This is a genomic window from Clostridioides sp. ZZV14-6154 (genome assembly GCF_020657785.1).
Lineage (GTDB): Bacteria > Bacillota > Clostridia > Peptostreptococcales > Peptostreptococcaceae > Clostridioides.
Map to the genome: position 1 here is coordinate 60,835 of NZ_JAGWCY010000003.1, position 23,523 is coordinate 84,357.

Genomic DNA, 23,523 nt, shown 5'->3' on the forward strand with positions numbered 1-23,523 from the left:
TTACCTATAAGAACCCTTTTTTCTATACATATAAACTTTATTCAGCTTCTCTAATTCTTTCAACAATACTATCCTTAGAAACATTATGATAAACTATTAAAGGTACTATAGATGTTATCAAAAATACTATTAATATACTTATTATAAGTGCTCCTACTGGATAAGCATACACAGAATATCTTAATTTCATAATATTAAATCCTAAAAATGTTGCCATACTTCCAAAAGTAAGATTTACAATAGTTATTATCACCCCATAATAAAAACCTTCAAGTATTATCATTTTTTGAAGCTGTTTTCTTGTCATTCCTACTGCCTCAATCATTGCAAACTCTTGTTTACGAGACATTATATTTGTTATCATAGTATTTATAAAGTTTAGTACTCCAATCAATCCTATTATAAAGACTACACTCATACCTACAATCTTTATAACCTTTTGACTCTCTCTTGCCTCTTCTATATAGATATTTTTTGAATAAACTTTTGTATATGGATTATTGTATTTCTTATTCAAATTATTTATTTTATTTTCAACAGACTTCACATCACCATTTGTATCAATTACCAGACTTTCTACATATGGCTTTATAACCATATTTTTAAAGTCATTTTCATTAATGTACATTCCCATATTAAAATTTTGTGCACCATCAAAAACTGCCATTACTTTAAACTCTTTATCTATATATCCTTCCCCTATAGTATCTCCTTTTAAATATCTAAACTTAATTTTATCTCCTGCTTTTATTTTACTTCCTTCATGTCCATTAATTACTACATATCCGCCTTCATCAAATTTTTTCTCATCTATAGAACCTGACAGTATTTTAGAATTCTTTTGAGAATATATATTATTGTTTTTTGATAGTTTACTTAATAATCTACCTGAAGATAATCCAACTGTATCTGAAGCTAAAAAACCATTATTTTCTGCAATTTCTTCTGGGTCTCTGCCTTGAAGAAATTGCTTTTTATATTCTTCATCTACTTTTTGAGTCAATACTTCATCTTTTAAATCCCCTTCATAAACTATATAACTTAAATCCTTGTACACCTTACTTACATTACTCACTCCATCAAGATTCTTAATATATTTTATAAGATTTTCATCAATTGGAGCAACTTCGTTATCTTCAAATTTCGCAGTATCTGCAAGCCCATGACGTATTTCTATATCCCCTAACATCATACCTTCAGCTGCTCTTTCTGGGTTAGAACTACTTATAATTGCAGATACAGTCAAAAATATTATACAACTTAGTGACATAGAAACTAAAACTAGAATAGCTTTGCGTCTATTTCTAAATATATTTGAAAATGCCATCTTATGAATTTTAGAACCATGTTTCCCACTTTTAGACTTACGTTTAATCCTATTACTTTTATCACTATATCTTACAGCGTCTATAGGAGATACAGAACTTACAATCTTAGCAGGTTTTCTGCATGACAATCTAACAGTTACATATGAAAATATAACAGCAAATACAAATATTAACGGATTGAAATATTCAAATGCAGTTTTATTTAATCCCTCCATAAACTTACCAACCAGAGGAACAAATACCATCCCTAGTAAAAATCCCAATACTAAACCTATTGGTATAGCTACTATACATAATCTATTAGCTTGTTTAATAATCAATTTTTTTAATTGATACGGTGATGTCCCTATTGTTTTTAATAAGCCATAATATTTTATATCTTTAACAACTGAAATATAAAAAATATTATATATTAATAAATATCCACTTAAAAGTATAAGTATTACAATTAAGATTATTGGCAATACATTTTTAACAACTTCTTTGAAAGTAGTTGCTTGTTTACTTAAGTATATGGGATTTATAGTTGCTTTTCCTGAATAAGGTTGGATTTTCTCAATTAATTTATCAAATTTAGACTGCAAATCTTTATCATTAAAAAAATTGAAGGATACACTTGTAGGAGCTACCTCATGTGTTTTCTTGTAATTATCATAGAAGGCTTCACTTGTGAATACATCATGAAGAGGTATTGCTATAGCTGTTTTGTATTCAAAATATCCAACTAGTTTAAATTTGAATGTTTCTTTTTCATTAGTTAGTACTCCATCTTCAGTTTTTGGAATTATTAATTTTACTTCAGCACCTATTCTATGAGGTACATCTATCATATCTAATATCTTTGTAGGCATGACTATTTCATCATTATTTTTTGGTAAACTCCCTTCAATCATCTCTACATTTACAGCACTTTCAAGGCTTTTTTTATCATAAACAGTTAAATTCACTGCCTGCGTTGAAAACTCTGGATTTTTTAAACTTGCTATGTTTTTTACTATTCCAATACTGTTTTTATCTACTGAACTATCTTTTCTTATAATGTCAATCTGTCTATTACTTAAATCTTGAAATTGAACATGGCTCTTTGTCCCATATTCCATAGCTTGATAATTATTAAAAGCTTCCAACATACTATATCCTACTGTAAACAATGAGGTAAACAAAACTGTAGTTAATACTATTGCAAGCACTGAAATTATATTTCTCATTTTATTCGTTTTAAAACTTCTATCACTTAATTTTTTTATAATTTCCTTATTGTTATTTTGTAACATTGTTCTCACCTCTATTTACAACTTTTCCATCCTCAATCCTTATAATTCTGTCAGCCATTTGAGCAATTTGTTCATTATGAGTTATCATAATTATAGTTTGGCTAAATTTACTACTAGTAACTTTTAGAAGCCCTAACACATCTTGTTCTGTTTTGCTATCTAGGTTCCCTGTTGGTTCATCAGCTAGTATTATTGATGGTTTTGTTGCTAAAGCTCTTGCAATAGCTACTCTCTGTTGCTGTCCTCCTGATAGATTATTTGGAAGGTCATCCACTTTTTGACTTAGTCCTAAAACGTCTATTATTTCATCTATATATTTAGTGTCTATTTTGCACCCATCAAGTTCTATAGGTAATACTATATTTTCATAAACATTTAGTATTGGAACTAAGTTATAATTTTGAAATATAAATCCTACATTACGTCTTCTAAATATTGTAAGTTCTTCATCATCCATAACAAATATATCATTATTATCAACAATTACTTTTCCATCACTTGCTCTATCAAGTCCCCCTATCATATGTAACAAGGTACTCTTTCCACTTCCTGATGTCCCTACTATAGCTATAAACTCTCCTCTATTTATACTTATATTTATTCCATCTAAAGCTTTTACTATATTTTCACCCTTACCATAATATTTTTTTAAATTATTAGTCTCCAGTATTTTCATAATCATATCTCCCTCTTACTTTATTTTATATATTTTCTAATTGTATATTAAAATTTCATGCTTATTGATTCCTTACTTAGATATTATCATGTAAGTACCTCTCTAATCCTCACAGTACTGTTATATTTTAGATATGAATTATAACAATTTTGAGATATTTTGTGATATTTATTGAAGTGAAACTAAAAATAGTGCATATGATGTTATCTAACAAACACTATATACACTACTTCTAAGAATTTTTGATTTTATTTTCAAGTTATATATTATAATCCTCAATTTTAAATAAATGCTGAGTCTAATTTTTCATATAAACATTAAACGTAGTTCCAATATTCTTTTGAGAATCTACTTTTATATATCCATTCTGTTTATTTATAATTTCTCTTGCTAAGTACAATCCCACTCCAATACCTTCTATATTTCCAACTTCTATACTCCTATAGAACCTTTTAAATATATTGTTTATTTCACTTTCATCTACACCCATTCCATTATCACTTATGATAATTTTAGTGAATATATCCATTTTATCAACCTTTATACTTATTTTTCCTCCCTCATGGGTATATTTTACTGCATTTTCTATAATATTAAATAAAGCTTCACTAGTCCATTTTTTATCATGGCAAACTTCAATTTTATCATCTAAATCAATTTCTAGTACTATATTTTTTTCTTCTAATTTTAAAAACACTCCACTTAATGCGCTTGCAATAGTATCACTTATTCTACTTTTAGTCGTATTCAAAGATATAATACCAGTTTCTAATCTAGAAATTTTTATAAGGGCTTTTCCTAACCAGTCCAATTTATTTACCTGACTTTGCATGTTTTCTAAAAACAATACTTGATTCTTTCTATCTAATTCTTTATGCATTAGAGTTTCATTATACATAGATATATTAGCTATTGGTATTTTTATTTGATGCGATATATCTGATATCAAAGTTTTTATATTTTCTTTTTCCGCTGAATACTTACTATTTTTAACTTCCATAACCTCTATCATATATTTAATTTTATTTTGAACTTTGGCAGTTAAAGTATCTTTATTTAAATCAAAGAGCATATTTTTATTACCCAATATAAATTCATCTATGTTATATATAATATTGCTACTAAATTCAACTATGTCTTTTCTTATTTTATATACAAAAAATAGTGATAAGAAAAACATAGTAAATATAAAAATTAAAATTATACAATTAATATTTACAATAAATTCAGCTAAATCAGGATGCATATATAAAATTTTGTTAGTTTGCATTCTTATTATTATTAAGGATAGGCATGATACTATGAAATATATAATAGAAATGTTTTTGTAATAGTTCTTACTTAAATTTTTATTATTTTCCATCTTGTTCACCAACCCACATATACCCGATTCCATAAATAGTCCTTATGTACTTATGTTTAGATGTCTTCTGGTCTATTCTCTTTCTCAATCTATTTATATTTACAGTCAATGCATGTTCTTCCATATATTCACTATCATTGTCCCATATGGCATCTATTAATGCTTGTCTTGTGACTATTTCATTTTTATGTTGTACCAATTTCTTTACGATTCTATATTCTATGGGTGAAAGAATTATATTTTCCCCATTCCTACTTACAGTCAGATTAGCAAAATTAAATTCAAATTCGCCCTCAAATAAGACCTCTTCTTGCATTTCAATATTACATCTTCTAAGCAATGCTTTTATTCTTTGTAGTAATATATTTATACTAAATGGCTTTGTTATGTAATCATCTGCTCCTATCTTAAATCCATTTACAATATCAGATTCCATATCACAGGCTGTCAAAAATAGAATACCTACTTTTGAACTAGTTCTTATTTCTTTGCACAGGTCAAATCCATTTCCATCAGGAAGATTTACATCTAATATCATTAAATCTATTTTTTCTTTCTCAAATTTTTCTTTAGCTTCTTTTAGACTATATGCTGGTACAACTCGAAATCCATCACTTTGTAAGTTAAAACATATACCATTATTAAGCATAATATCATCTTCTACAACCATTATAGTTTCCATTTTATTTCCTCCATATTTTTTATACACATTAAATCATTGGGTTCCCCATTTTATTATACTAATTTTATTTTCTAAAAAACTATTATTATCTTAAGTTTTTATTAATTCAAAATAAAAAAAGTGTATATTTAGTAATTTTAACTAATATACACTCATTATTGTTTATAAGTTTATAAATGTTTTATTTTAGTTTGCCATAGTCTTCATCAGATACAGGCTCCAACCATTCATTAAAAGCTCCCTCTGCTGGGACTTCTACAGCTAGATGCTGAAACCAACTATCTGGTGCAGCTCCATGCCAGTGCTTTACATCTGGTGGTATATTAACTACATCACCTGCATGCAATTCCTGTGCTGGTTTGCCAAACTCTTGATAATATCCTCTACCTCCAGTTACAAGTAAAATCTGTCCACCCTTATGATGTATGTGCCATGAATTAATTGTAGAAGGAGCAAAAGTCACGTTCCCGATTCCCACACCAGTAGTAGTAAGCATATTTAAATAACATTCTCCTGTAAAATACTGTGCAAATGCTTTGTTTTCTTCCCCAATAGGGAAAACTGCTCCTGTACCTAAATCTTTTTCTCTATCCATATTTAATACCTCCTATGCCTTGCTTAACTATTCTTACATTTTTAGTATACGACTTAAAGTTAACTCAAGGTCAATAGCTTTTTAGTATTATCATAATTTAATTTTTAGATTAACTTTATTCTTTTAAATCATCATAACTTGTTATAGATTTTTTTACATTCAGTAATTGGTCTACAAATTGATTAGCAGGGGCATTTGAGATATTTTCAGGAGTATCATATTGTTGAATGACTCCATGATTCAATACCAAAGTTTTTGTACCTAAAATCAAGGCTTCATAAATATCATGTGTAATAAAGATAATTGTAATTCCTGTTTTTTTATGAATTTCTTTTATCTCTTTTTGTAGCTGTTTTCGTGTAATTTCATCAACAGCACCAAAAGGTTCATCCATCAATAAGATTTCTGGTGAAGAGGCTAAAGCACGTGCAATCCCTACACGCTGTTGCTGACCACCTGATAATTCAGATGGGTATCTTGTTTTCATATCATTTGCTAATCCCACGATTTGCATCCATTTATCTACAGCATTTTTTATTTCTGACTTATTTTTTCGATTAAGGAGATTTGGCACATATGAAATGTTTTCTTCAACAGTCATATGAGGAAAAAGAACACTTCCCTGAACACAATAGCCTATTTTTCTTCTTAATTTAATTAAGTCCTCATTTTTAATGTCTGTTTTGTTAATTAAAATATCTCCTCCATCTGGCAAAATCAGACCATTAATCATTTTTAGAAGTGTTGTTTTTCCACTTCCAGATGACCCAATAACAGTTAAAAATTCTCCTTTTTCTATATCTAAATTGAGATTATTTATGATTGTTTTATCATTATATCGTTTTTCAATATTTTTAAATTGTATAATAGGTGTCATTATATTTCCTCCAATTATAAAAGTCCCTTTTTATTCAAAAACTCGCGTGCAACTTCTCTAGGCTCTAAATTATTATTTTCTACATCATAATTCAATTTAGCCATTTCTTTATCAGTTAAAATATTTTTAACCATCTGGAATACTGCTGAAAGTTCTGGATGTTCCTCTAACACCTCTGAACGAATAACATTTCCACATTGATAAGATGGATAAAAGCTTTTATCATCATTTAAGACTACAACATCTGAAACACTATACTGTCCATCAGTTGTAAATATAGGCATTACATCAATTTTCCCCTCATTGATTGCCTGATATTTAAGTCCAATATCTAAATCAACTGTGTTTTTAAAGTGTAAGTCATAGGTATTACATAGTGGAGTATAGCCATCTTCTCTTTCATAAAAATCATACTCTGCACCAAATGTCAATTTAGAAGATATATCTCTTAAATCTGAAATATTCTTTAGTTTATATTTATCTGCAATTTCTTTTCTAACTGCCAACGCATAACTATTAGAAAAACCATACATACCAGTCCACTGCATTTTAAGTTTAGTTTTATATTCAGATTGTAACTTCTCAAACATATTTTCAGTATATAGTTCATTTTTCTTCAGTACCATATTCCAGCCTGTACCTGTATACTCTGGATAAATATCAAATTCTCCATTGCCCATAGCTGGCTGAATATTGGATGTTCCTCCGCCTACACCTTGTGTAATTTCTACTTTCAAATCTGTATTTTTTTCAATTAAAATATCCAATATTTCACCAAGAATATATTGTTCAGTCATTGGTTTTGTAGCGATATGAATAGTTTGAGCCTTTGCAGAATTAAAGAAGTAAGATGTAAAGATAGTTATTATAAGGATAAGACTTCCTAGAATGGCAAATACTTTTTTCCTATTTTTCTTTTTTCTTTTTCTTTGTAAAAATCTTTCTACTAATCCTAGAATGAAATCAAATAACAAAGCCAATAGAGCAATAAGAATACTTCCAGTGACTGTCATTACTGTGTTGTTTGTTGTGATTCCTCTATATATAGCTACACCCAGACCACCAGCACCTATAAATGAAGCAATACCAGTCAATGCAATTGTCATAATAACCATATTTCTAATACCAGACATAATAACAGGTAAGGCTAGCGGAAGTTTTATTTTATATAGTATCTGAAAGTCTGTACTTCCCATACCTTTCGCTGCTTCAAGGATATTTTTATCTACATTAGTAATTCCAGTATATGTATTTCTAACCATAGGTAATAATGCATATATAGTAAGAGCAATAACAGCTGTAGTATTTCCAATTCCAGAGAATGGTATCAAAAAACCCAACATAGAAATAGATGGTATGGTGTATAGAAAATTAATAGTCCCCAATATTGGCTTAGACGACTTATGAAATTCACTTACAACGATACCAATTATACCACCTAAAACAATTGCAATTACTATAGAAATAATAGAAATTGTCAAATGTTCGATGGATAGTTTTATAAAAAAATCACTTCTTTCAGATAATAGTGTTAGCATATCGTTTAGCATTACTTCCACTCCTTTTTATGAGTTTTACTTAATAAGATTCAAATTATAAAATTATAGTTTAGTGATAGCTCTCATCGTACCACACTAAATAAATTATTCCATAAATTACATATTGAGGTCATAATATCAAACTTTCAAGTAGGCACTAAAAAGTAACTAATAGAAAATCCTACTTTGTCAATCTTCATAAAAATAATAAAAAATGTCAGAACCGTTAAAAACTTACTATTTAAACGGATTTCTGACACTATATTTAATTAAATTTGAATATTTATCATATTATTTATTATTGTTAAACTTAACTATCATATTATATACCCATTATATTTACTCATATATCATCTATATTTATTGTATTTTATTTATTATACTATATATTTTGCTGTTAGTGATATTTTATCGTTAGACAATTCTTTTGGGGTTCCTTCAAAGATTACTTTGCCACCTTTTGTCCCTCCTTCAAGACCCATATCGATAATCCAATCCGCTCTTTTAATTACATCTATATTATGTTCAATTATGATAACTGTATTTCCATTATCTACAATCTCTTCAATTATATTTATAAAATTTTCAATGTCAGCCATATGAAGCCCAGTTGTCGGCTCATCTAATATATACACTGAACTTTCCTTATTTAATTCATTAGCAAGTTTTAATCTTTGACACTCTCCTCCAGATAATGTATCTAGAGTTTGCCCTAAAGTAAGGTATCCGATTCCCATTTTTTCAATGCACTGTAATTTCTTTTTAATCTGTTTTAAACTAAAAAATTCAATCGCATCTGAAACCGACATTTCAAGAAGTTCTATTATATTTTGCCCTTGAAATCTATATTCTAAAACTTCTTTTTTAAATTTTTTCCCTTCACAAATATTGCAAGTACTTTTTATACTTTCCATAAATGCAAGATTTGTTTGTACTATTCCAGACCCTTTACAATTATCACAAGCTCCTTCTGAGTTTGAGCTAAACAAAGACGCTTTAACACCATTTGCTTTTGCAAAAATGTTTCTTATATCGTTCATAATTCCACTATATGTTGCTAAGCTTGACCTAGAATTAGCTGATACAGAGCTTTGGTCTATTAATACAGCATTTGTATTTTGCTTTAAAAATTCATGTTTAATTAATGTACTCTTACCAGCTCCTGCTACTCCTGTCACTAAAGTTAATACACCTTTAGGTATCTTTATAGATATATTTTTTAAATTGTTTTGATTACAATTTTTAACCTCTAAATATCCTCTATGTTCTCTTACATTTTCCTTAATAGAAAGAGCTTTATTTAAGGCATTTCCTGTTAATGTCCCACTTGAAAGCAACTTTTCATAACTTCCTTCATATACAACTTTACCACCATACCTCCCAGCTTTTGGACCTACATCTACAATGTGGTCTGCAATTTTAATCACGTCTGGGTCATGCTCAACAACTATAATTGTATTTCCTTTATCACGTAATTTTCTTAGAAGATTATTTAATTTATAAACATCTCTTGGATGAAGACCTATACTTGGTTCATCAAAAATATACATCAAATCTACAAGGTTACTATTTAAATATTTTACCATCTTTATACGCTGAGATTCTCCACCTGATAGTGATGATGTCTCCCTATCTAAAGTTAAATACCCTAGACCTATATCTATGATGTTATTTAGTTTTTCTAGTATCCCTTTAATTAGAGGTTGTGCTTCTGGCTCATTTATATCTTTAATAACCTGATAGTACCTAAAGTTGACCTTGAATTACCTCCAAGTCTACTTTGGTCTATAATAATTGGTGTTGATAAATTTTCTATACAATCAGCTTTAACTTCTCCATATTTAGGTAAAAAACTTCTTACAAAAGTACTAAATCTCTCGTTTAATTGACGTTGTGATTCTTTTGCAATTGTTTCAAAAACAATAGATGATTTTCCAGAACCAGATACACCTGTGAATATGGTTATTTTTCTTTTTGGTATTTTTAATGAAATATTATCTAGATTATTTTCCTTACATCCTTTTAAAACTATAAATTCATTACTCATACTGTATCCTCCTAAATTGTTTTTATAGCAAATTATAGCACGTAACTTATCCCATGGTTGTATACTGTAGGGTTTAAAATTTCATATAAAAAGTCCATATAAATTTATTAAGAGGATAAAAAAAGTACCTCAAAATGATTTTTAAAATCACAACTGAGATACTAAACCTTGTTTAATAATAATATATTTTTATTATTCTCAAATACTTTTTTATCATTAGTAAATAATATTTTTAAGATAGCTTTATGTTCAATTAATTTAATATTAAATTACTTTAATATTAAATTGCTTTAATGTTTAGTTATTTTATGTTTGATTACTTTATGTTTAATTGTTTTAATATTTAATTACTCTAATATTTAATTATTTTACAAGCAATTCTTATATTTAATATGAATTAATACAAAAAACTAAACAAAGTTCATAATCACTAAAAATTAATCTTCACTTAACACAGATGTAAGTTCAGGGTCATCCAAAAGATGTTCAAAATAGCTATGTGCTGAGATATACCCTATACCATACATTTTTCGTTTTGAATTTACAACCTTATATTCATAACACGCACTTTTGACCTTACTATAGTCATTAAAATTCATTGCTTTATAGATGGCTCTTTCATTTCTTGGTATGTACTTTACATATTTTGGTTTTATAAAATACAAGTCATCTTTTATCTTACGTTCACGTTTAAGCTTCTTTAAAACTTCCCCATTTTTTCTATGCATTATATGGTCATCGTACTTATAATGATGAGCTATATGAGTTACATCACCCTTAAATTTATTTTCAAAATCTAATATTGTCTTTTCCATTAACTTATAATGTGTCCCCTCTTTTTTGTCTATATCAGCAAGTATAATTATATTTTGTGGTTTTACTCCAAGCTCTTTTAATGCTGACTTAAATTCATTGTTCCTAAGCTCTTCTTTTTGCTTTCTGGTCAGATTTCTAAACTTTGTATTAGCCTTAAAAACGTTAACCCCAGAACCATCTGATACTAGTACCACATATACATTATCAACGCCACACTGTTTTATAGCATCAATAATGGCACTTCCTCCCCATAGAACCTCATCATCTTGATGTTGAGGATAAAATACTGCTGCCGATTTAAATTTTCTACTATTACTTTCAGGAATAGGTATTTCAAGTTTTCCATTAAAATTCTTTGCAATTAAAAATATCATTAATAATATTAATATACTTATTCCTATGTGCTTCGTTTTATTTTCCATATTTAAAATTTTCTCCTTCTTATCAATTCAAATATCTTATAAACCTTTGTGGCAAATAGGTTGAAATATACAAATTATTTTACAATATTTTATTGTTTTATACAATCTTTGATACGAACTATAATAAAATAAAAAAGCTTTCTAACTGCAATGTTACAAACATTACAGCCAGAAAGCTTCTTAAATTCTTAAAATTTATTAAGCTTATTTTTAATATAAATATATCTATTTTTGATAAATTATACTTTAATTGCTATATAAATACGACTATTTTCATAGTCTACATTTCCTTTAAAATTTCAAGCAACTCTTCTTCACTATACATATATTTCTCATTACAGAACTGACATCCAACTTCTGCCTGTTTATCTTCTTCTATTATTTGAGCCAAAGATTTTTTACCTATTGCCACTAACGCAGTTTTTACTCTTTCCTTTGAACATTCACACTCAAATCCAATTTCACAAGTATCAAGTACTTTAGGCTCCAAACCATCTAAAACTCTATTTAATATATCTTCTGGTAAGTTTCCTTCCTTTAACATATTAGTTATTGAAGGTAATTTAGCTACATTTTCTTCTAATTTTGCGATAGTTTCTTCTTCTGCATCTGGCATTAATTGAACTATAAATCCTCCAGCAAACTCAACTTCATCCTCTTTTGTAAGAACACCTAAAGCTACCACTGATGGAGTTTGTTCTGACACTGCAAAGTAGTAAGTAAAGTCTTCTGCAATTTCTCCACTTACTAATGGATAAGTTCCATTGTATGGCTCTCTAAGACCTAAGTCTTTAATAACTTTTACAACACCTTCTGTCCCCACGGCTGCTGCAACATTCAACTTTCCATTTGGATAATCTTCAACTTCTACATGAGGATTTCCTACATAGCCTTTTACTATTCCCTTAGAATTTGCTGTTGCGATGATAGTTCCAATTGGTCCACCACCTTTTATTATTACAGTCAATTTATCACTGTCATTTTTCATCATCAATCCCATTATAGATGTTGCTGTTAATGTCCTGCCAAGTGCTGCTGTTGCTACTTTTGTAGTTTCATGTAATCTTCTAGCTTCTTCTACTGTATTTCTAGTAGTTGCAACAAATGCTCTAACTTGACCATTTCCTGATGTCGCTCTTAGTACATAATCTTTCATTTGTATTCCTCCACACTTTGTTAATCATACTATTTTTCTATATTATTACTTTTTTCTATATTACTACTTTAAATTACTTTAATTTTTAATACAGAAAACTTTGCCTCTTTTATTTTTACCAATAATATTTTATATTAATAACACTTCTTTTTGTACATAACAAGAAAATCTTTATTTTTTACATACAAAGAATATCCTTTGACTTTCTTCATTAGGTTTTTCAAATGTAAAATCTCCATAAGATTTTATATCACTAAATCCAGATTCTTTAAGCATATCAACTATTTCATCCTCAGTATATGCCCTTTGTTGATGTACTTCTTCAAATCTTTCAAACTTTCCATCTTCATCTTTAATAAAAAATGTCAGTTCCATTTCAATCAAATTTTCTTCATCATCAAAGTAATTTTGCCACATATAAGCTATATCTTCTCTATTTTCTCCATACATATTATTTCCTAATATATTGGCTAATTTATAAAATGAACTTATATCAAATATAAAGATTCCATCTTTCTTTAATAATTCATACGTTTTTGAAAATACATTTTCTAAATCATCATCATAAGTTATATAATTAAATCCATCACAGGCACAAAGCACACAATCCAAATCGGATATATCAAAGTCAAGCTCTGATATATCTTGTTGAAGTAAAACTAACTCTACGCCTTCTTTTTCTGCCTTTTCTCTTGCTACACTAAGCATTTCATCAGATATATCAATCCCAGCTATATCATAGCTCTTTTTAGTTAATGGAATTGTGAGATTACCTGTACCACATGCTAATTCCAATATATTTTTTACTTTTACACCTTCATTATCTATTATATCTTCTATATATTTAACCCATCCATCATAATCAACTTCATTCATAAGTTCATCATATACAAACGCAAAATCACTATATTGACTCATCCTTTTTATTCTGCCCCTCCACAATCTTTCTTAGCCTCTTTTTACGTGATGTAAGCATGCCTCCGATTCTTCCAGCTTCTTTAGCTGTAAGCCCTGCCCATCCACGTTCTCCAACTTTGTCCATAAGACCTAGTTCTGAGGCTATCTCATATTTCATTATATCATCATTTGTCAATATTTTAGTATTCTTGCCATTAGTTATCTTCTTTTCTCTTTTCATATTTTCTTTCAAAAAAATCACCCCTTCTTATTTGTATTTTTGTCAATTAAAAGAAATTTATACAAATAAGTAAGGGGTATTTATCAATTCATATGTTTTCAAATTTAAGTATTTTAAATTTATGACTTTTTAAAATTATTCTTTCTAAGTATGTGTTATTTATAATTTCAACATATTATTTATAGTCTTATCATAATATGTTATTTACAATCTTATCAAAAAAATTGACCTTTTTATCCAAACTATCTACAACTTATTCATTACAAAGCTTAACATATTTTAATCTATTGCTTTTTTATATTTTAATAATTTTGCATAGACATTTAGTGCATCCACACATATCTTTTCATCAAAGTTGAAGTTTATATTATGAAGTCCATTTACAAATCCTTTTTTCTCATTTCTTGAGCCCAACATAAAGAACAGCCCTGGAACTTCTTTTTGATAGTAAGAAAAATCTTCTGATATCATAAGTGGGTCTAATTCTATAGCCGTATCCTTTCCAACAGCTTCTACAAACTCTTTATACAAGTCTTTATCGTTTTTAACAGCTATATAATCATCCATAATATTTATATTTACCTTACAGTTATAAGACAATTCAAAGCCTCTAGCAAGTTCTTTAACTCTAAGTTTCATTCTCTCATACACTTCTGGACTAAAGCATCTAATAGTCCCTTCCATCTTTATATTTTCAGCTATTATATTTCTTCTAGCCCCTCCTTCAATTCTACCTATAGTCAACACTGCATTGTCTATTGGGCTTATATTTCTTGATACTATAGTTTGAAGTGAACTTATAAAGTTTGAAGCTATAACTATACCATCAATTCCATTTTGTGGCATAGCTCCATGTCCACTTTTAGACACTATTTCTATATCAATATCTCCTATTTGAGCCATGAAGTATCCTTCTCTTGTACCTACATAACCTTCTGGTAATTCTGGGTATATATGAAGCCCATATATCTCATCAACATTGTATTTTCTAAGCACACCTGCATCTATCAATGCTTTTGCTCCACCTGGCCCTTCTTCTGCTGGTTGGAATATAAATACAACATTATCATTTAAATCTTCTTTATTATCATTTAAATACTCAATTAATCCAAGCAATATAGTAGCATGTCCATCATGACCACATAAGTGTTTTACACCTTCTTCACTACGAAGACCGTCTATATCAGCTCTGAAAGCTATATCTTTTCTTGGTCTTTTCCCTTCTATCACACCTACTATTCCTGTTTCTAAGTAAACTTCATATTCAACTCCTATTTTATCAAGATAATCCCTTATATATTTTGAAGTCTTATACTCTTTTCTTCCAATTTCTGCAATAGGATTTAATGCATTCCTATGCTTATAAAGTTGTTCTTGTAAATACGATGCCTCTCTCATGTAATCTCCTCCAAATTATAATTTATTATAAAAATATTTCTATATCTCTTATAATTAAAATATTATATAACATACTTTCATATTTAAAAATAAAAAGCTAAATTGAATATAAAAATATTTTGCATTATTAAATAATTCACCATTAATAATAATTCCCCTGTTTCATAAATCAAAACAGGGGAATTATTATTAAAAAATTTTTAATTTTAGCAAGAGAAGAAGTGTTTAGCAAGTCCACCTTTTGCAGTTTCTTTGTATTTATCCATCATATCAATACCCGTTTCTTTCATTGTTTCAACGACTTGGTCCAAGGAGACAGAATGTGAGCCATCAGTTAATAATGCATACTTAGCTGCATCATAAGCTCTTTGAGCTGCCATTGCATTTCTTTCTATACATGGAATTTGAACATATCCATATACAGGGTCACAAGTCATTCCTAGATGATGTTCAAGCGCTATTTCTGCTGCATATTCAATATGGTCTATAGTACCACCCTTTAAATACGCTACTGCCGCTGCTGCCATCGAACAAGCTGCTCCAACCTCACCTTGACATCCTACTTCTGCACCAGATATTGATGCATTAGTTTTTATTATATTTCCGATTATTCCAGCCACAAGTAATGCTTCAATTATTTTTTCATCATCGTATTTATAGAAATCTTGCATTGCAAAGAATATTCCTGGTATTACTCCAGCAGAACCACAAGTTGGTGCTGTAACTATTATATTACCAGAAGCATTTTGCTCTGAAGCTGCTAGTGCATATGCATATACAAGTGTTGAAAAACTTTTATCTTCTTGATACGCTTTATAAAAATTATTTGCTCTTCTTTTTAATAATAATTTACCTGGTATTACTTCATCTGTGCTTAGTCCATCATCAATAGATTTTCTCATAGCCTCTTTTATAGTTTTTATATAGTCTTTTATATCAGATGGTTCACATTCTAATACAAAATCAACTAAAGTTTTATTATTTTCCTTACACCACTTCACTATTTCATCCATAGTGTCTAGATGATATATACTATTGCTTTTACTGTTTCTTTGACCTTCTTCTGCTATAGTTCCTCCACCAACAGAATATACAGTCCATTCAGCTGTCACATTTCCATCTTTATCTAAAGCTTCAAACTTCATTCCATTTGGATGAAAATCTTTTATTATGTCTTCTTCCCAAACGATTTCAACTTTCTTTGGTGCTATAGTTTTTTCAATTATATAATCTGTTAAGTGACCTTTTCCTGTAGCAGCTAAACTACCATATAATATTGCTCTAAAACTTTCTGCATCTGGATTTTCATTTTTAAATCTTTCCGCTGCTCTTTGCGGCCCCATAGTATGAGAACTTGAAGGTCCACTTCCTATTTTAAAAAGTTCCTTTAAAGTATCCATATTATTCCTCCTAAATTTTATATGTTAATGCTTATTATTTATTTTTACGCACATATTTATTATAACCTAAATATATTAATTATTAGTTATTAAATTCGCATAAAATTTATTTTTTATTTCCATTTTGGTATATTTTATTAAATTAATATGCATATTTTGAGAATAAAACATTTATTTAAAATTTTTTTAATATTAATATAATATAAATATCTTACTTTATACAGTTAAGATATTAACTATGCCTATTAAAATTAATTAATTTGTACTATAATTATTATTGTACTTAAAAAATTAAATTTAAATAAAAAAGGAGATTTGATTATATGTTATTTAAAGGTTCTGCTGTTGCTTTAGTTACTCCATTTACGGAGGATAACAATGTCAACTTTGAAAAGTTAGGTGAATTAATCGAATACCATATTGAAAATGACACAGATGCATTAGTTGTTTGTGGAACAACAGGTGAAGCTACTACTATGAGTGAATCTGAGATTTTTGCTGTAATAAAATATACAGTTGAAAAAGTCAATAAGAGAATACCAGTTATAGTGGGTACTGGTTCAAACAATACTATGTTGTCTGTTCATATGAGCCAAGAAGCTGAAAAATTGGGAGTGGATGGTCTTTTAATCATAACTCCTTACTATAATAAGACTAATGAAAAAGGTCTTAAACTTCACTTTGAAACAATAGCAAAAAGCGTTAAATTACCAATTATTTTATATAATGTACCAGGAAGAACTAAGGTAAATATAAAGCCATCTGTTGTGGCTGAGCTTGCTAAAATAGATAATATAGTTGCTGTGAAAGAAGCTAGTGGAGATTTAGCTCAAGTTGCAGAAATAGCTAAATTAGTGCCTAAAGACTTCGCTATATACTCCGGTAATGATGATACTATATTACCTCTATTATCATTAGGTGGAAGTGGTGTTATCTCTGTACTTGCTAACATCTGTCCTAAAGAAACTCATGATTTAGTAACTAAATTCTTTGAAGGTGACATTGAAGGCTCTAAAAAATTACAACTTGATATGGATGCTTTAATTGCTGCCTTATTTATAGAAGTAAATCCAGTTCCAGTTAAAACTGCTATGAATATTTTAGGTTTTAATGTTGGAGATTTAAGACTTCCTTTAGCTGAAATGGAAGAAGCTAATCTTAATATCTTAAAACAAGAATTGACAAGTTTTGGATTTAAATTTTAGCAATATTTCTATAAATAAGTTGATTTTTTCTAAAATATGTATTATTATTAGAATAATCAAATTTTAATATCCTATTAACCTAGGGTAGAGGTAGCTGTAAATAAGAGTATCCAATAGGAGCTGGCAAGCGTTAATGATTGGAAAAAGGATTTATAGCCGAAGAAAATATTTCTCGCAATAATATTTTCTGGGATTACACATAAGATGTGTAATACTGTCACTTATTTGTGTAGGTGGTGAGCTACAAGGTTTACTTTGAGTGATAAACTAGACGTACAAAGTATACCTTTGTACGTTTTTTGTATATAATTAAAGTTGTTAATATAATATTAAAGTATTTAGATATATAAAAATATTAACATATCTTACTTGTATAACTAAAATCAAATAATGTTTTAATAATTAAAAATTGGGGTGAATTTAATATGAAAAAAGTAAATGTGGCAATAGTTGGTGCTACTGGAATGGTAGGTAGAACATTTTTAAAAGTATTAGAAGAAAGAAATTTTCCAATAGAAAATCTATTTTTATTCTCTTCTTCTAAATCTGCTGGTTCTAAAGTAATGTTTTGTGGTAAAGAATATATAGTAGAAGAATTAAAAGAAACTTCATTTACTGATAGAGGGATACAAATAGCATTATTCTCTGCTGGAGGAAGCATTAGTGAAAAATATGCTCCAATAGCTGCATCAAATGGAATCTTAGTAGTAGATAACTCTAGTCAATGGAGAATGAATCCAGATGTTCCTTTGGTTGTTCCTGAGGTAAATCCAGAAGCTATAAAAAAACATAAAGGTATAATAGCTAATCCAAACTGCTCTACTATACAAGCTATGGTTCCTCTTAAACCTCTTGATGACAAATACAAAATTAAGAGAGTTGTTTACTCTACTTATCAAGCTGTATCTGGTTCTGGTGTTAAAGGGGTTGAAGATTTAGAAAAAGGAATGACTGGTAATCCTACTGGATTCTATCCACATCAAATTTCTTATAACTGTCTTCCTCATATAGATTCATTTACTGAAAATGGATATACTAAGGAAGAAATGAAAATGGTAAACGAAACTATGAAAATACTTGATAACTACGACTTAAAAATAACTGCAACTACTGTAAGAGTTCCAGTAAAAAATGGTCATAGCGAATCTATAAACATTGAGTTTAATAATCCATTTGAATTAGAAGATTTAGTAAAAACACTTGAAGAAGCTCCAGGAGTTGTAGTAGTTGATAATCCTGCTAAAAATGAATATCCAACTGCTGTAGAATTTGATGATAGAGATGAAGTGTTTGTTGGAAGAATTAGAAGAGACTTTAGTGTTGATAATGGTGTAAACCTTTGGGTTGTTGCTGACAATATAAGAAAAGGTGCTGCAACTAATGCAATCCAAATAGCTGAAATGGCTATATCATATGATTTAGTATAGTATACAAATTTGTATAAATATATGATTTTGTAAAATATTAATAATAAGTAAAAATAAGCATTAGAAGTAACTGTAATATAAAACACAAAACTAAAAAAGAGGGGATTGATTTTTTATGATATTTAAAGGTTCTGCTGTTGCTCTAGTTACTCCATTTACAAAGGATAGCAAAGTTGATTTCGACAAATTAGGTGAATTAGTTGAGTACCAAATCGCTAACGGTACTGATGCTATAGTGGCTTGTGGTACTACTGGTGAAGCTAATACTATGACTGATGAAGAACAACTTGCTACTATTAAGTATGTTGTTGAAAAAGTTAATAAAAGAGTTCCTGTTATAGCAGGAAGTGGTTCTAATGATACTATGCACTCAGTTAATTTAAGTCAAGAAGCTGAAAAACTAGGAGTAGATGCTCTATTAATAATAACTCCTTATTACAATAAAGCCAATAAAGCTGGACTTAAACGTCATTTTGAAACAATCGCTAATAGTGTTAAACTTCCAATTATACTTTACAATGTACCTGGAAGAACTTGTGTTAATATAAGCCCTAGTCTTATAGTTGAACTTGCTAAGATAGATAATATAGTTGCTGTGAAAGAAGCTAGTGGGGACTTAGGACAAGTTGCAGAGATAGCTAGCTTAGTTCCAGATGACTTTGCTATCTACTCTGGTAATGATGATACTATACTTCCTTTATTGTCTTTAGGAGGTCAAGGAGTTATATCAGTACTTGCTAATGTTTGCCCTCAAGAAACACACGATTTAGTGGCTAAATTCTTTGAAGGCGATATAGAAGGTTCTAGAAAATTACAACTTGGTATGGATGCTCTAATCGCAGCTTTATTTATAGAGGTAAATCCTATACCAGTTAAGACTGCAATGAATTTATTAGGATTCAATGTTGGAGATTTAAGACTTCCTCTAGCAGAAATGGACCCAGTAAACTTAGAGGTATTAAAGAAAGAATTAGTTAACTTTGGACTAAAAGTTAATGCATAGTACAAATTAATGCATGATAAAAAACTAAGTTTGGTCAAAAGTTAGCCCTTAATCATAGGAGGAAATTATGTTAAAAGTTATAGCAACTGGTTATGATGGAAAAATGGGCAAGATTTTAGCCGATACTATAAGAGATGATAGTGAACTAGAATTAGTTTGTGTTGCAGCTAGAGGTATGGATAGCTGTGAAGGCAATCTTAAAATTTATGAAGATATGAATACTATAGTTGAAGAAGCTGATGTAGTTATAGATTTTTCTCATCACTCTAATCTAGATAATATTTTATCTTATGTTTTAAAAACTAAAACTCCTTTAGTAATTGCTACTACTGGATATAATGATGAAGAAATTAATAGAATACATGAAGCGGCTAAAGTTATTCCTGTATTCCAATCATATAATATGTCTCTTGGTGTAAATGTATTAGTGAAATTGGTTAAAGATGCAGCTAAATTATTAGAAGGATTCGATATAGAAATAATAGAAAAACATCACAACAGAAAAGTAGATGCCCCAAGTGGCACAGCTGTTATGATTGCTAACGCTATAAAAGAGGTTTTACCAAACGTTGAAAATAATTATGGTAGATATGGGCGTAGTGCAAAAAGACAACCAAATGAGGTTGGTATCCATGCTATAAGAGGTGGAAATATTGTTGGTGAACATGATGCTCTATTTGCTGGAGATAACGAAGTCCTTACAATAAGTCATCAAGCTCAATCTCGTGGTATTTTTGCAAGTGGTTCTATAGCTGCTGCTAAATACTTAGTTAAACAAAAACCAGGATTTTATAACATGGATAGTATGTTAGGATAGTAAAAATCTATATCACAAATAAAAAATATACACAAGTAAAAGATATATGATATAATAAATAAATTTACTCAATATTATGCTAAAATAATAATGCTATTAAAAAATAAATAATAGTAAGTATATACTAAAGTTGATAAATTAGTATATATGAGTATATAATAAAAGAAATATAATGAGATACAAGGAGAATTAACAAATGGTAAATTTAAACGATGCTTATGAAATAGCAAGATATATAAAAGAAGTTAAAAAGAAAACACCTGTTAAAGTATATGTAAATACTAACTCTTTACATTTCCAATCAACTGATAAATTTAAAGTATTTGGAAACAATGGTTCTTATGTATTTGTAGGTGACTATGAAGATATAATGGAAGTATTAGATAAACATGGTAATGATATAATAGATACTCATGTAGAATATGATAGAAGAAATTCTGCTATCCCTCTAAAAAATACTTTAAGTGAACATGCAAGAATCGAACCAGGTGCAATAATAAGAGACATGGTTACTATAGAAAAAAATGCTGTTGTAATGATGGGAGCTGTTATAAATATAGGAGCTGTTGTTGGTGAAGGTTCTATGGTAGATATGAATGCTGTTATTGGTGCTAGAGGTACTCTTGGTAAAAATGTTCATTTAGGTGCTGGTGCTGTTGTTGCTGGTGTTTTAGAGCCACCTTCTGCTACTCCTGTTATAGTTGAAGATGATGTTTTAATAGGAGCTAATGCAGTTGTTCTTGAAGGTGTTAGAATCGGTAAAGGTGCTGTTGTTGCAGCTGGTGCTGTTGTAACTACTGACGTAGAAGCTGGTGCTGTTGTTGCTGGTTCTCCTGCTAAAGTTATAAAAATGAAAGACGAAAAAACGGCTGACAAGACTAAACTTATGGAAGACCTTAGAAATTTAGACTAATTAGAAATAACATTATTAATTAAAAGGGGCTGTCTCAAAATAGAGAGATAAGCCTCTTTTTCATTGTTGAAATGATGAAAATATATTTGATTTCATACAAAAAAGAGTGCCTCATGAACTAAAAAGTTCATTTTGAGACACCCTCCTCTTTTTATAGCCTTTTAATTTATCTTTGTTAAATACCCTTAATTTACTAGTTTACTTGCATGCAATTTAAATATCCTTAATTTATTGGTTTCCTTACAAACTAATTATAATATCCTTAATTTACTGATTTACATATATACAAGTTAAACACTCTTGATTTACTTACACAATAGTTAAATGCTCTTAATTGGTATTTACTTCTATACTAATAAATTGAACCACTGTTTACTACTGGTTGTGCATCTTTATTACCACAAAGAACAACCAATAAATTGCTTACCATAGCAGCTTTATGTTCCTCATCTAAAGTCACAACATTATTCTCACTTAAATTAGTTAATGCCATCTCTACCATACTTACAGCCCCTTCAACAATCTTTTTACGTGCTGCTATTATAGCTTCTGCTTGTTGACGTTGTAACATAGCTGCTGCAATCTCTGGTGCATAAGAAAGGTGAGTAATTCTTACTTCACATACTTCAATTCCTGCAATATCTACTCTAGATTGTAACTCTTTTTGTAATTTATCTGCTATTTCTTGACTACTACCACGAAGAGATTTTTCATCACCATCTTCAGACACATCATATGGATAAAGTCTTGAAACATTACGAATAGTTGAATCACATTGAATTGATAAAAAAGTATTGTAATTATCAACATTAAATACAGCTTTAGTTGCATCTATAACTTTCCAAATTACAACAACACCTATTATAATAGGATTTCCTAATAAATCATTAACTTTTTGTTTTTCATTATTAAGAGTCATTGTTTTTAAAGATACTTTCTTTCCTCTTGGATTAGAGGATATATCTACTTTTTCAGTAGATGAAGATTTTGATACATTAATTCCTGATGATGTTGGATTTACTGCTGAACAAAATGGATTTACCCAATAGTATCCTTCTTTTTTTATAGTTCCATAGTAGTTCCCAAATAAAACTAGAACAATAGCCTCTTTTGGATTAATCATTTTTAGTCCAAAACACAGTATAAAATCTATCACAATAAATAAAATACTTAAAACTAACATAAATGAACCTATTCCAGTGAATCCATTGTCAAGTTTTATTATTCCAAAAACCATAACACCTATCGAAACTACTAAAAATAAGATAATCATTATCAAAGCTACTACTCCATTAAATGCTTTAGCATCCTTTTCTTGATAAGTTTTTTCTTCCTTTAACATAGCCATCTCTCCCATCTTATTATATTAAGTTAAGATACTTCTAATTTAATAATATCACTTTTAATGCTCAAATTGTTGAGTTTAAAATTAATACTCTAGATTTATA

At 28.9% G+C, this 23,523-nt stretch carries 19 protein-coding genes, 1 pseudogene and 1 riboswitch; of the genes and pseudogenes, 5 read left to right on the forward strand and 15 right to left on the reverse strand.

The genetic code is table 11. The features are described from left to right. Positions 1-37: 37 nt before the first annotated feature. The 14 genes and pseudogenes from KGF45_RS09580 to KGF45_RS09645 form a co-directional block, all read right to left on the reverse strand. Positions 38-2,602: an ABC transporter permease gene (locus tag KGF45_RS09580; RefSeq protein ID WP_227842403.1), complete on the reverse strand. Its 2,565-nt coding sequence runs from the start codon at positions 2,600-2,602 to the stop codon at positions 38-40. Beyond that, positions 2,589-3,278, reverse strand: coding sequence for an ABC transporter ATP-binding protein (locus tag KGF45_RS09585; protein ID WP_227842404.1), 690 nt, complete (start codon positions 3,276-3,278; stop codon positions 2,589-2,591). The genes KGF45_RS09580 and KGF45_RS09585 overlap by 14 nt, the downstream gene beginning before the upstream one ends. Positions 3,279-3,576: 298 nt before the next feature. Beyond that, positions 3,577-4,458, reverse strand: a complete 882-nt coding sequence (locus KGF45_RS09590; RefSeq protein ID WP_227828345.1) for a sensor histidine kinase — start codon at positions 4,456-4,458, stop codon at positions 3,577-3,579. A 172-nt stretch (positions 4,459-4,630) separates the two neighbouring features. Continuing rightward, a complete protein-coding gene (locus KGF45_RS09595) occupies positions 4,631-5,323 on the reverse strand; it encodes a response regulator transcription factor (protein WP_227828344.1) in 693 nt (230 codons plus the stop codon). A 181-nt stretch (positions 5,324-5,504) separates the two neighbouring features. After that, positions 5,505-5,918: a cupin domain-containing protein gene (locus KGF45_RS09600; protein ID WP_227828343.1), complete on the reverse strand. Its 414-nt coding sequence runs from the start codon at positions 5,916-5,918 to the stop codon at positions 5,505-5,507. 115 nt (positions 5,919-6,033) lie between these two features. Further along, the gene (locus KGF45_RS09605) at positions 6,034-6,795 is read right to left on the reverse strand and encodes an ABC transporter ATP-binding protein (RefSeq protein ID WP_227828342.1); all 762 of its coding nucleotides are present in this window, start codon (positions 6,793-6,795) and stop codon (positions 6,034-6,036) included. Between the two features lie 14 nt (positions 6,796-6,809). Continuing rightward, positions 6,810-8,345: a glycine betaine ABC transporter substrate-binding protein gene (locus KGF45_RS09610; RefSeq protein WP_227828341.1), complete on the reverse strand. Its 1,536-nt coding sequence runs from the start codon at positions 8,343-8,345 to the stop codon at positions 6,810-6,812. Between the two features lie 365 nt (positions 8,346-8,710). Then, positions 8,711-10,380, reverse strand: a pseudogene (locus KGF45_RS09615) (ATP-binding cassette domain-containing protein). 437 nt (positions 10,381-10,817) lie between these two features. Then, positions 10,818-11,618, reverse strand: coding sequence for a PIG-L family deacetylase (locus KGF45_RS09620; protein ID WP_227842406.1), 801 nt, complete (start codon positions 11,616-11,618; stop codon positions 10,818-10,820). Positions 11,619-11,898: 280 nt separating this feature from the next. Next, complete coding sequence (gene hslO / locus KGF45_RS09625) at positions 11,899-12,774, reverse strand: Hsp33 family molecular chaperone HslO (protein WP_227842408.1); 876 nt, start codon at positions 12,772-12,774, stop codon at positions 11,899-11,901. Positions 12,775-12,945: 171 nt separating this feature from the next. After that, on the reverse strand, positions 12,946-13,692 hold the full coding sequence (locus tag KGF45_RS09630) for a class I SAM-dependent methyltransferase (RefSeq protein ID WP_227828339.1): 747 nt from the start codon (positions 13,690-13,692) through the stop codon (positions 12,946-12,948). Continuing rightward, positions 13,679-13,912 carry a small, acid-soluble spore protein, alpha/beta type gene (locus KGF45_RS09635; RefSeq protein WP_227433989.1) on the reverse strand — a complete coding sequence of 78 codons (234 nt, stop codon included), beginning with the start codon at positions 13,910-13,912 and terminating at the stop codon, positions 13,679-13,681. Before KGF45_RS09635 ends, KGF45_RS09630 begins: the two co-directional genes overlap by 14 nt. Before the next feature lie 279 nt (positions 13,913-14,191). Continuing rightward, on the reverse strand, positions 14,192-15,310 hold the full coding sequence (locus KGF45_RS09640) for an N-acetyldiaminopimelate deacetylase (RefSeq protein ID WP_227828338.1): 1,119 nt from the start codon (positions 15,308-15,310) through the stop codon (positions 14,192-14,194). A gap of 206 nt (positions 15,311-15,516) precedes the next feature. After that, the gene (locus KGF45_RS09645; RefSeq protein WP_227842415.1) at positions 15,517-16,710 is read right to left on the reverse strand and encodes an L-serine ammonia-lyase; all 1,194 of its coding nucleotides are present in this window, start codon (positions 16,708-16,710) and stop codon (positions 15,517-15,519) included. 323 nt (positions 16,711-17,033) lie between these two features. Between KGF45_RS09645 and dapA (KGF45_RS09650) the strand changes: the two genes are divergently transcribed. From dapA (KGF45_RS09650) to dapD, 5 genes are all read left to right on the forward strand, one after another. Continuing rightward, entirely contained in the window at positions 17,034-17,915 is an 882-nt protein-coding gene (gene dapA, locus KGF45_RS09650) for a 4-hydroxy-tetrahydrodipicolinate synthase (RefSeq protein WP_227842416.1), read from the forward strand. Positions 17,916-17,992: 77 nt separating this feature from the next. Next, positions 17,993-18,167: riboswitch (Lysine riboswitch) on the forward strand. Positions 18,168-18,340: 173 nt separating this feature from the next. After that, positions 18,341-19,342, forward strand: a complete 1,002-nt coding sequence (locus KGF45_RS09655) for an aspartate-semialdehyde dehydrogenase (RefSeq protein ID WP_227433725.1) — start codon at positions 18,341-18,343, stop codon at positions 19,340-19,342. 115 nt (positions 19,343-19,457) lie between these two features. Next, positions 19,458-20,345 carry a 4-hydroxy-tetrahydrodipicolinate synthase gene (gene dapA / locus KGF45_RS09660; protein WP_227828336.1) on the forward strand — a complete coding sequence of 296 codons (888 nt, stop codon included), beginning with the start codon at positions 19,458-19,460 and terminating at the stop codon, positions 20,343-20,345. Positions 20,346-20,412: 67 nt separating this feature from the next. After that, positions 20,413-21,162 (forward strand): 4-hydroxy-tetrahydrodipicolinate reductase, encoded by a 750-nt coding sequence (gene dapB / locus KGF45_RS09665; protein WP_227433723.1) that lies wholly within the window; start codon positions 20,413-20,415, stop codon positions 21,160-21,162. Positions 21,163-21,358: 196 nt separating this feature from the next. Further along, positions 21,359-22,075 carry a 2,3,4,5-tetrahydropyridine-2,6-dicarboxylate N-acetyltransferase gene (gene dapD / locus KGF45_RS09670; RefSeq protein WP_227828335.1) on the forward strand — a complete coding sequence of 239 codons (717 nt, stop codon included), beginning with the start codon at positions 21,359-21,361 and terminating at the stop codon, positions 22,073-22,075. Between the two features lie 352 nt (positions 22,076-22,427). Here the strand turns inward: dapD and KGF45_RS09675 are convergent, their stop codons facing one another. Further along, a complete protein-coding gene (locus tag KGF45_RS09675; protein WP_227824473.1) occupies positions 22,428-23,417 on the reverse strand; it encodes an SPFH domain-containing protein in 990 nt (329 codons plus the stop codon). Positions 23,418-23,523: the final 106 nt, after the last annotated feature.